The organism is Butyrivibrio sp. AD3002, assembly GCF_000420905.1.
In the GTDB taxonomy this organism is placed as follows: Bacteria; Bacillota; Clostridia; order Lachnospirales; family Lachnospiraceae; genus Butyrivibrio.
Genome location: NZ_ATVV01000009.1, coordinates 118788 through 129335, shown reverse-complemented (window position 1 = coordinate 129335; position 10548 = coordinate 118788). Strand labels below are relative to the sequence as shown.

11 protein-coding genes are annotated in these 10548 nt (G+C 42.7%); all 11 read left to right on the top strand.

Features of this window, described 5'->3' with window-relative positions:
• Positions 1-230 (top strand): flagellar basal body rod C-terminal domain-containing protein (locus G596_RS0108455; protein WP_026671252.1); only part of this gene is annotated, 230 nt, incomplete at its 5' end.
• 166 nt (positions 231-396) lie between these two features.
• Positions 397-2253, top strand: a complete 1857-nt coding sequence (flgK, locus tag G596_RS0108450; protein WP_022761405.1) for a flagellar hook-associated protein FlgK — start codon at positions 397-399, stop codon at positions 2251-2253.
• A 14-nt stretch (positions 2254-2267) separates the two neighbouring features.
• The gene (locus G596_RS23675) at positions 2268-4460 is read left to right on the top strand and encodes a flagellin N-terminal helical domain-containing protein (RefSeq protein ID WP_022761404.1); all 2193 of its coding nucleotides are present in this window, start codon (positions 2268-2270) and stop codon (positions 4458-4460) included.
• Between the two features lie 217 nt (positions 4461-4677).
• Positions 4678-5139 carry a flagellar assembly protein FliW gene (gene fliW, locus G596_RS0108440; RefSeq protein ID WP_022761403.1) on the top strand — a complete coding sequence of 154 codons (462 nt, stop codon included), beginning with the start codon at positions 4678-4680 and terminating at the stop codon, positions 5137-5139.
• 59 nt (positions 5140-5198) lie between these two features.
• Complete coding sequence (gene csrA, locus G596_RS0108435; RefSeq protein ID WP_022761402.1) at positions 5199-5420, top strand: carbon storage regulator CsrA; 222 nt, start codon at positions 5199-5201, stop codon at positions 5418-5420.
• A 336-nt stretch (positions 5421-5756) separates the two neighbouring features.
• A complete protein-coding gene (locus tag G596_RS0108430; protein WP_022761401.1) occupies positions 5757-6215 on the top strand; it encodes a flagellar protein FlaG in 459 nt (152 codons plus the stop codon).
• A 71-nt stretch (positions 6216-6286) separates the two neighbouring features.
• Positions 6287-7942: a flagellar filament capping protein FliD gene (fliD, locus tag G596_RS0108425; RefSeq protein WP_022761400.1), complete on the top strand. Its 1656-nt coding sequence runs from the start codon at positions 6287-6289 to the stop codon at positions 7940-7942.
• Between the two features lie 81 nt (positions 7943-8023).
• Positions 8024-8464: a flagellar export chaperone FliS gene (gene fliS, locus G596_RS21465; protein WP_022761399.1), complete on the top strand. Its 441-nt coding sequence runs from the start codon at positions 8024-8026 to the stop codon at positions 8462-8464.
• Between the two features lie 31 nt (positions 8465-8495).
• Positions 8496-9023 (top strand): hypothetical protein, encoded by a 528-nt coding sequence (locus tag G596_RS0108415; protein ID WP_022761398.1) that lies wholly within the window; start codon positions 8496-8498, stop codon positions 9021-9023.
• Positions 9004-10029: a hypothetical protein gene (locus G596_RS0108410; protein WP_022761397.1), complete on the top strand. Its 1026-nt coding sequence runs from the start codon at positions 9004-9006 to the stop codon at positions 10027-10029. The genes G596_RS0108415 and G596_RS0108410 overlap by 20 nt, the downstream gene beginning before the upstream one ends.
• A gap of 57 nt (positions 10030-10086) precedes the next feature.
• Positions 10087-10539 carry a flagellar assembly protein FliW gene (gene fliW / locus G596_RS0108405; protein ID WP_022761396.1) on the top strand — a complete coding sequence of 151 codons (453 nt, stop codon included), beginning with the start codon at positions 10087-10089 and terminating at the stop codon, positions 10537-10539.
• Positions 10540-10548: the final 9 nt, after the last annotated feature.

Here is a 10548-nt window from a genome sequence, read left to right as displayed (position 1 = left end):
TGCTGGTTTCACAGGTTGCGAACTCAGGTGATGTATATAAGGGAATCAAGTCCAATCAGGAACTGACAGTGTCTGCAGTATCAAATGCGAGAGAGCAGATCGTGGGAGTTTCAAGTGATGAAGAACTTGAATTCATGATTAAGTTCCAGAATGCATTCAATGCATCGAGTAGATATATAAATGTAGTCAGCGAGATGCTCGAGCACGTGGTTACGGCGCTTGGCTCGTAATCCCCTCATCCGGCACTTCGTGCCACCTGTCTTCGCTCCGCTTCGGTCCGCGCTGAACCGACGGTCTACGTTCCACTCCGGTCGTTGCTAAGCACTCGTCCCCCGGACGAGTAGCAACCCCAGACGTCGAGCGCCCCCAGGGGGAAGGCTAAAGAAAGGAAAAGATATGCCTTCAACATTTTTTGGATTAAACATAGCTGCATCGGGACTTAGAGCGGCGAACGCAGCACTTAATACAACAGCAAATAATATCGCCAATGCCAATACCGATGAATACAGCAGACAGAAGGTTGATCAGAGAGCATCGGATGCGCTCAGAGTTTTTACAACTTACGGATGCGCAGGTGCCGGTGTTGACACCATCGCGATTGAGCGAGTAAGAGATGAGTTCTACGACGTCAAGTACAGAACCAACGAGTCACTTCTGGGCAGAGTATCTCAGAGAAATTACTTCAACGAGCTTGCAGAGGAGTACTTCAAGGACGATGGAACAACCGGATTCTCAAGCCTTTTCTCCAAGATGCAGTCAGCGCTGCAGGACGTTATGAAGGCATCGGGAACTACAGAATCCAAGGCGACTTTCGTATCATCGCTCTCACAGATCACCGACTACTTTAACCACATGTCAGAATCATTAAAACAGCTCCAGAACGATATCAACCAGGAGATAAAAATGGACTGCGATACGATCAATTCCTACGCAGAACAGATTTGTTCCCTTAACAAGCAGATCAACATCATCGAGATGCAGGGTTCAAGAGCGAATGAGCTGAGAGATCAGAGAGATGAGCTTCTTGATAAGCTTTCAAAAATAGTAAATATAGAAGTAAAGGAAAGCAAGGTTGTCGATGCAAGTAATCCCGAGCGTGAGACCGGAGCAACAAGACTTATCGTAAATATCGCAGGAAAGCAGCAGCTCCTTGATTCCTACTCCTACAGAAAGCTTGTATGTATAGCAAGAGAAGCAAATGAAAATGTAAACCAGTCAGACATCGTCGGACTTTACGACATCAAATGGGCACCCACAAGCTTTAAGGACGGCGACGATACCAGCAAACTTGACGTATTTGATCTTGATAATAAGTTGATCGGCGGAGAACTTCAGGGCCTCATCGATATGAGAGACGGAAACAACAGCTTCTTCTTTAGCGGCGAAGTTCAGAACTCGGTAAAAGATCAGAAGACCGGACTTACAACAGTAACAATCAAGGTTTCGGATCCCGACCTTATGGACATGACAAAATGTACACTTCCTGCTGCAGGAAAAATCGAAGTTGCAAGTAAGATTTATTCGTACGAGGACTGGCAGTACGACGGGGGTGATACCTACACCTTCATACTTACAGCGGAGAGTACAAGGTCGACAACTCCTCCCAAATATAGGACAGCAACAGTCGGAGCCGATTTTTCATATCAGGGCATTCCGTACTACATGCAGCAGATGAACGAGTGGATAAGACGTTTTTCAGACAGAGTAAACGACATAATGTCCAAGGGCTACACTGCAGACTCACTTGAAGGACGCTATATTCTGACAGGAACGAGCGACATGGATTCAAACGCACAGTTTTCATATCCTCAGCTCACTTCCCTCTCAAACAATAAAGGCTACTACGAAGTTACTGCAGGAAACTTTACAGTTACAAGGGAACTTCGAAGCAATTCCGATCTACTGGCGACCAAACAGGATGTGACCGAGGGCGAATCGGAGTACAGAAATATTGAGACACTGAACGAATTTTTCAATAAAGAAGATATCTTCAGGGGAGCTACAAGCGGCGAGTTCCTGGATAAGGTTCTCGGAGATGTGGCGCTCAATACCAGCAATTCCGGCACATTGGAAGAGACCTACACAGCACTGGAGAAGACTATAGGAAATCAGAGACTCAGCGTAATGGGCGTCGATGAAGATGAAGAAGCTTCGGCACTTGTTCAGTACGAGCATAGCTACACACTCAACTCAAAGATGATAAACACGCTCACAGAGGTTTATGACAGACTGATAACTCAGACAGGAGTTTAAAGAGAGGTTTTACCATGAGAATTACCAACAAGATAATGAACAACAACTCACTCTACAACATCAATAACAACAAGGTGGCAGAGGATGAAGTGAACACTCAGATGGCAACAGGAAAAAAGATTGCCAGACCTTCTGACGACCCGGTTATTGCAATCAGAGCCTTGAGACTCAGATCCACAGTTACACAGCTTGACCAGTACTACGACAAAAATGCCAAGGATGCAAAGAGCTGGATGGAGGTAACTGAGGATGCTCTTTCCACAATTACCGATGTTCTCACGGATGCTATTCAGCAGGCAAACAGAGGTGCCAATAAGGATCTCACAATGGCTGACCTCAACACAATCGTTACCCAGCTGGATGCTCTTTCAGCAGAGTACTATTCCACAGGTAATGTTGATTACGCCGGACGCTATATTTTCACAGGGTTCAGGACTGATACAGCTCTGTCCTATTCAAATCCTACGACAGAGAATTTCACAGATATAAATGACGAATTCAACGCGGGCGATATCAGCAAGTCCTGCAGAACTCTTAATATGCAGTATCTCAATGCCGGCGACGTTCTTGATACCAGCACCTCAGGAAGATTTAAAAATGAGACAAAGGAGGATGACATCCGCCAGGTTGAAATCGGAAGAATCAGATGCTCCTATGACAACCTCGATTACACAGTCGGAGATGGAAACTATGCGGAGCTGAAGTTCAGGGAAAATCTGGCTCAGGAAGCAACCTCTTCAATAACAGATACAAATCTTACATATTTTGATCTTACTTTTGTAAACAGCGAAGGCGTGGAGCAGAATGCATATGTTCCGCTTTCAGATACCTATACAGTAACTGTCGGCAATTATATGTACACCGCAGAGAGAGCAAGCATCACTCATCCCGAGAGAGGTTACATCATCAATGTGACAGATCTTACGTCCTATGATGTTTATCAGTTCGAAGTTAGTAAAGACGGAGTTCTGACAGACGGCGACGGAGACGGACAGTTCGATGTTCCCACAGGAATTGAGAGCGCGATAGTTTCCATGCATACCACAAGTGTAACAACATTGGCCTTTTCAGATGGAGAAAATACCGAAGTTACAATGCCGCTCCTTGGACCCGTTGGTCAGCAGTATAAGGTTGAAGTTGATAACGAATTCGTTGCAACCGTAAGCGGAGACGGAACCTACAAGATCGAGAAGGCAACCGAGCAGGATGAGTACGGAAACGCTACCAAGACAGTGCTGCAGGTAACAGCAAACGGAAGTATTCACTCCTCATACAAAGAGACCATAATAAAAATCGATAGTGATCATATCCTCTATTCAACCTCCTCAGACGATGAGATTGATGAGGCATACAAGCAGCTTAAGGGTGAATACGCACCCAAGAGAAGCAGCTACAATTTCGGAAATGCAGCAAGAGATGAAGAGATGTTTTTGGAAGCTTATGAGGAGTACTCAAAGACTTTGAACAATATGGTTTATCTCAATGCGAAAACCGGTGAAATCCTTCTTAACGATTATCTGACAGAGAAACTGAGTTCACTTGCCTTTATCAGCAATGCCAATACAATTGATGTTGTTTACGACAAGAAGGAATGGGAGCAGGGAGACATCAGACCTCAGAATCTGTTTGGCTGTGTGGATGCGGACGGTGTTATTTACAACGGCGGTAACGCACCTCACGATATCCAGTATGACGTTGGATATTCCCAGAAAATCACAGTCAATACCTCTGCGAATTCGGTTTTCACAACAACAATGAAGAGAGACATCTACGACCTTGATCAGCTCGCAGCTCAGATAAATGTCGTAAATACAACTCTTGAAACTCTTAAGGAAAAAATCGCAGACCTCACAGATGAGGATGAAATAAGAGTTGTTCAGAACGAGATCGATGCCTGCAAGAAGGCATATGATTACCTCCGCCAGAACATCCAGGAGGAATTCGAGCACAAGATCACCAGCATCCAGGAAGCTCTTGATAAGGCAAACGTAGCTGTAACAGACAACGGTACAAGAAGTAAGAGACTTGAGCTAATCAACTCCAGACTTCAGGATCAGACCACAACCTTCAAGACATTACAGTCCGATAATGAGGACGCTGATCTTGCAGAGACAGCAACCAATCTCGCAACCGCACAGCTCACTTACCAGGCAGCCCTCATGGCCACCGGTAAGATTGGTAAAGATACACTGATGAACTACATCTGATATGGTAGAAAAGATGCCTTCCCCCTTGGGGGAGGAAATATAAAATGCCTTCCCCCTGGGGGGAAGAAATATAAAATGCCTTCCCCTCTGGGGGAAGGTGCCCGAAGGGCGGATGAGGGAATGAGGGGAGCACTTTATACTTTATTTACTTGCTAAATACCGTTAACTTGTCTACAATGAATAGTAGTGATGTTTTTTCATATGGAGGGGTACCAGAATGAAATTAACAACCAGAATTTTCGGAGAGATTGATATTGAAGACAGCAAGATCATAGAGTTTCCGAAGGGTATTATCGGTTTTCCGGACATGACGCAGTTTGCGCTCATGCATGATAAAGATAAGGATACCAACAACATCAGATGGCTTCAGTCACTTGATGACCCGGTTTTCGCTATGCCGGTTATGGATCCGCTTTACGTTAAGCCGGACTTCAATCCTGTAGTTCCGGAGGAAAACATTAAGGATATTCTTCCTCTTGAGGATGAGGACCTTCTGGTTCTGGTAACCGTGACTGTTCCTCAGGATATCACTAAGATGACAGTCAATCTGAAGGGGCCTATCATCATCAATTCGGGTAATTGCAAGGCATGTCAGATCATTATTGACGACGATGATTATCCTGTAAAGTACCCTATTTATGACTATCTTCAGAAGCAGAAGGAATTGGCACAGGGTTAATTTTACTAAAGGTACTTCTGTGGGGAGCTTGGTATAAAAAAGGAGAGAGAGGAAGAGCTATGTTAGCATTATCCAGAAAAAAGAACGAGTCTATCATCGTTAACAATAATATTGAGATTACTATTTTAGACATCAGGGGAGATCAGGTGAAGGTGGGAATCGCCGCACCGAAGGAGGTTCCAATCTACAGAAAAGAAGTATATCTGCAGATCCAGGAAGAGAACAAGGCTGCTACAAATACAGATGGTATTTCCGCATTAGCAGATCTTTTGAAACAGTAATAATTAAATACGATGTTGTGGGAGTCCCTTACACGTAAGTGTATGGGACTTTTTTTGCCTTCCCCCTTCGGGGGCGCACGACGTCCGGGGGACGTCGGCTTTGCGCCGACCGGAGCGGAGCGGAGACAGGTGCCCGAAGGGCGGATGAGGGGATATTTCTATCCTGTATATAAACATTTTATTAAAAAACTATAAGAACCTAAATGTTCTGTGTTTACATCCGATATAATGGATAGAGGATAGTATAAGTATGTTTATGTATATTTTTAGGCATACTGATATGAAAAAAGCGGAAAGGGATAGCCGCTGTAAAAGAAACACAAGGAGGTGAGCGAGATGGCTATGGAAGCAATCGGAAACATTGGTGCAGTAGGCACAACACAGATTCCCGATGTCCAGAAGGCAGAGCGCGTTGCTAATTTTCCTGAGGGTGCAGGTCAGGGACAGGAGAAACCGGATTTTTCACTGGAGACTCCGCCTACGCAGGCTCCCGCACCTAAAGTAGAAGTTCAGGAAAGTACCAATCCCAACGTGCCTACCCGCCAGGAGAGGACACAGGAACAGATCGAGGCTGAGAACAAGCGCATAATGAACGCTATCAGCGAGATGAACAAGAAAATGTTCAATAACTCTGAGGCAGTGTTCGGAATCCACGAGGATACTAACCGTATCACAATCAAGATCGTGGACAAGACCACCAGAGAGACAATCAAGGAGCTGCCGCCGGAGAAAACTCTCGATATGATCGCAAAAGCGTGGGAACTGGCCGGACTTATGGTTGACGAAAAAGGATAATAAATCCCTTTTCGGAAGTCTATTAAAAACGTGCAAGGGGTATTTTGCGCTTTTTTAGAAAGGAGCACCATATGACCATGAGAATAACCGGACTGGCCTCCGGACTCGATACAGAGAGTATCATTACAGAGTTAACAAAGGTACAGTCCAATAAAGTAGATAAAATTAAAAGTGATCAGAAAAAACATGACATGAAGATGGATAAGTGGAAGGAACTCAACAAAAAGGTTGTGGACTTCTACAATAAGACGCTGAGTAATCTGCGTTTTGATTCATCTTATGTAAAAAAGACAACGAGCGTATCAAATGAGAGTGCTGTTACGGTTACGACATCAGGAACGGCTATGAACAGTAGTCAGAAGCTGTCAGTTGATAAGCTTGCAAGTAGCGCTTATCTAACAGGTGGAAAAATTTCCTCCAAGACAGGAGATCTGAAAGCTACAACTTCCATTACAAATTTGTCTGGATATTCAGGAACTCCCGGAATACACAAGCCGGCAGTACTTGATGAGGAAGGAAATGAAACTTCTCCTGCAATAACAGATGCCGATTACAAAGGCGTAGTGAGAGTTAAGTTTGGTAAAGCTCCGGCAGAAGGAGAGACTGATACCAGAGAATACGTTGATATCAAGATTGATCCTGATAAATCTATAGCAGAGGCACTTGCTGAATTTAAAGAAGCTAAGTCTGCCAGCGGTTATGGATTAAATGCAAGTTTTGATTCAAAACAGGGACGTGTGTATATATCGTCTTCTGCATCAGGTGAAAATGAGAGCTTTGATATAGACTTTGATCACAGTGATATGAGAATTGTCAAAGCGATGGGACTTGATTATGACACCAATGCAGATGCTGTTCATAATGCCGGCGAAGATGCACAAATTACTTTGAACGGTGCGGTGTATACATCAAACAGTAATACCTTCGATATTAACGGTCTCAGCATAACTGCAAAACAGGTTGCATCTGATATATTGCTTCAGACCAGCGAAGATACAAGCGGTATCTACGATATGGTAAAAGGATTCCTTAAGGAATACAACGAACTTATCGGAGAAATGCACACCCTGTACAATGCTGACGATGCCAAGGATTATGCCATTCTGACCAAAGAACAGAAGGATGAAATGACAGATGATGAGATAGAGGATTGGAATAAGAAGATCGATGAAGGTCTTCTTGCAAAAGACCCTACTATTTTCAGAGTCATGAACGAAATGAAAAAAGTTATGATGCAATCCTTCGATTGGGGCGAACTGGACTATAATGAAGAAAAAGCAGAATGGGTAGAGGTAAAAACCTCCTTCTGGTCATTCCATATTGCTACACCCGGATACTTTGAAGGCGAAGAGGGTGACAGAATTAAGTGGCATATCTATGGCGATGAGGATGATGATCTTACAAGCAGCAAAGATGATAAATTGAAGGCAAAAATAGAGAAGGATCCTGAGATTGTTCGCAAGTTCTTCAAGACCATATCATCCGATATGTATTCAAAGCTTGGCGATCTTATGAAGTCAACCGATTTCTCCAGTGCTTATACTCTTTATGAAGATAAGCAGATGAAGAAGCAGGTAGATAAGTATAAGACACAGCTCAAAGATGAGCAGGATAAACTTGGCAAGATGGAAGATAAGTACTATGACAAGTTTGCTCAGATGGAAAAAGCAATGACCAAGCTCAATGAACAGACCAATTCTCTCGCAGGAATGCTAGGAACAGGCTGATGATAATAGGCCTTCCCCTTTGGGGAAGGTGTCAGCATAGCTGACGGATGAGGTTATCAACACGACACACGGAGGTATGTTATGCCGGTAGCAAGAAATCCTTATGCACGACAGAGCAATATGATGAATCAGTATCAGAATACCAGGATTCAGCAGGCTAAGCCTGAGGAACTTACTCTGATGCTCTACGATGGTGCCATAAAGTTCTGCAATATTGCAATTATGGGACTTGAGAAGGAAGATGATAAAAAGTTTACAACCTATCTTCTTAAGGTAGAAAATATTATTGACTATCTCAATAACACACTTGATATGAAATATCCTGTGGCAAAGGATTTTGAGAATGTCTATAACTATCTCATGAAGAGACTTGTAGAAGCGGATCTTCACAGAGAGCAGTCTCTTGAAATTATGAATGAGGTGAATAAGCATATTCACACCATGCGTGATACCTGGATGGAGGCAATCAAGATTTCAAGAGGCCAGGCTCCTGCACCTGCGGGTGTTCAAGCCGGTGCATAAAAATTACTGAAGAAAAATTAATGGGGAAGCTATGCAGGTAATGTATGGCAAATCTGAAGAAAGTGGGGAAATAAAGGTGACGGAATCATACCTGGATATGATGGAAGAGAGTCTCAGAGACAAAATTAAAGTTCTGGAAGAAATAGTAAAAGAAAACGAGACTCAGAAAGAAATACTTGAAAGTACGACAGCATTTGATGAAAAAGGCTTTGATGAAGCAATAAGTCGCAAAGGTGAACTGATAAGGCGGGTTGAGAATCTGAATGACGGATTTGAAAGCTTGTATGAGAGAGTAAAGAAGGAACTTGAAGATAACAAGGATAAGCACCGTGAAAAAATAAAAATTTTTCAGAATCTTATCAGAGAGATTACTGATTTATCTAATTCCATAGAAGCCGGCGAAAAGCGCAACAAGGCGCTCGCACAGAACTACTTTAGTTCATCGAAGGGGCAGATAAATCAGAATCGGAAGTCTTCGCAGGCAGCCCTTGATTATTATCTTACAATGAACAAATCCAAGATTACACCGCCTCAGTTCTATGATCGAAGAACTAGGTGATAATGTGAACGAACTTCCAATTGTTAAGGAATACGAAAACAGAATAGTCGAGATACTATCATGTGATGATATTACAGAGTGCTTTGATGAGATGCTTCAGATAGGAGCAAGACTAATAAGCGGAGCGCTTTCTCAGGAAGGCAAGAGAGAGCTTGCTGACAGAATAAGGAAAAGTGTTTACTTCCTCCCTAACGAAGACACAGCAGAGATGCTAAGGCACATAGCATATCTTCACCTGATGGTCAGACTTACTGACAGCAAGGATTTCTATACGGAATTTCTTGCTTATATTGATGGAATTAGGATTGATGAAAGATACAGATTTTTCTTATTAATGCAGGCACGCTATCTTTCTTACCAAAAACCGTATATAATTACATTGGAATCCGATAGACTGTTTCATAAGATTTACAAGAGAAGTAAGAAGTTTTTTGAATGCAGACTCGGAGAATTGGGCAGCTATATTAAGCTGGCTGATAGAAGAGCAGACCAGACTATTATACTGACACAGCAGTATTTAACAGATACGCATAGAGAGACACATTTAACCAATCTCATTGCACAGGAGATTATGGTTAGTATGTGCCAGAACACATTCATTATTAATACGAATGATTTATTACCGGTTTCAAATGTGGTTCCGCTGTTTGGGATTGAAGGTCATAACTCGATGCAATACCTTGCTAATGCAAATAATGTGTTTGTTCGAGGATTGGCAGTTCCGTATTTTCAGTGCGATGACAGGATGCCATCGGAAGATGAGATGCGTATAATCATTGAGACGATCAAGGATGTCCGACCGGAATATATAATAAGCTGTGGAGACCATTCTATAATGGCTTCAATTGCAGCAAAGTTTTTACCGGTGATTCCCGGGTACCAGATAGCACCAACAGATGATTTGCAGACTATAAGAGAAAATCTTCTTAATTATAGAAGGATGATCGAAGAAAAGAGATTTTGGCAGATAAGATTCAGGGTAAGTGAGAATAAGGCAAGTATTTAAGTTGCCATGTTAATAGAATTCATTAACTTATGAGGTGTCTTAGAAGGGAGACGAAAAATGAAACTTAATACCAGAATCTTTGGCGAGATAGACATTGAAGACGAGAAGATCATAACAATGCCATTTGGGCTTGTAGGATTTCCGGATCTTCAGAAATTTGCGCTTATCCATGATAAGGATAAACCTATTGGATCTGTATGGTATTTACAGTCTATGGATGATCCGGTTATAGCGCTTCCGGTTATTGATCCATTATGTGTAAAACCGAATTTTAATCCGCAGATCAATGAAGCTGATGTTGAATTACTGGAACCTCTTACTAATAAGAATCTGTTAATGTTGGTAACGATTTCAGTTCCTGAAGATATCACCAATATGACAGCTAATCTCAATGCTCCTATTCTGATTAACGTTGATACAGGAAAGGGTGCCCAGATTGAGATAGTATGGGGCAAGGAAGAATATGTAACTAAATATCCTATTTATGACTATCTGAAGGGAAAGAAGTAAAAAGAGATA

Bases quoted from the DNA above. Each gene is read 5' to 3' on its own strand.
- flgK (WP_022761405.1), top strand. From the start codon at position 397: ATGCCTTCAACATTTTTTGGATTAAACATAGCTGCATCGGGACTTAGA.
- G596_RS23675 (WP_022761404.1), top strand. From the start codon at position 2,268: ATGAGAATTACCAACAAGATAATGAACAACAACTCACTCTACAACATC.
- fliW (WP_022761403.1), top strand. From the start codon at position 4,678: ATGAAATTAACAACCAGAATTTTCGGAGAGATTGATATTGAAGACAGC.
- csrA (WP_022761402.1), top strand. From the start codon at position 5,199: ATGTTAGCATTATCCAGAAAAAAGAACGAGTCTATCATCGTTAACAAT.
- G596_RS0108430 (WP_022761401.1), top strand. From the start codon at position 5,757: ATGGCTATGGAAGCAATCGGAAACATTGGTGCAGTAGGCACAACACAG.
- fliD (WP_022761400.1), top strand. From the start codon at position 6,287: ATGACCATGAGAATAACCGGACTGGCCTCCGGACTCGATACAGAGAGT.
- fliS (WP_022761399.1), top strand. From the start codon at position 8,024: ATGCCGGTAGCAAGAAATCCTTATGCACGACAGAGCAATATGATGAAT.
- G596_RS0108415 (WP_022761398.1), top strand. From the start codon at position 8,496: ATGCAGGTAATGTATGGCAAATCTGAAGAAAGTGGGGAAATAAAGGTG.
- G596_RS0108410 (WP_022761397.1), top strand. From the start codon at position 9,004: ATGATCGAAGAACTAGGTGATAATGTGAACGAACTTCCAATTGTTAAG.
- fliW (WP_022761396.1), top strand. From the start codon at position 10,087: ATGAAACTTAATACCAGAATCTTTGGCGAGATAGACATTGAAGACGAG.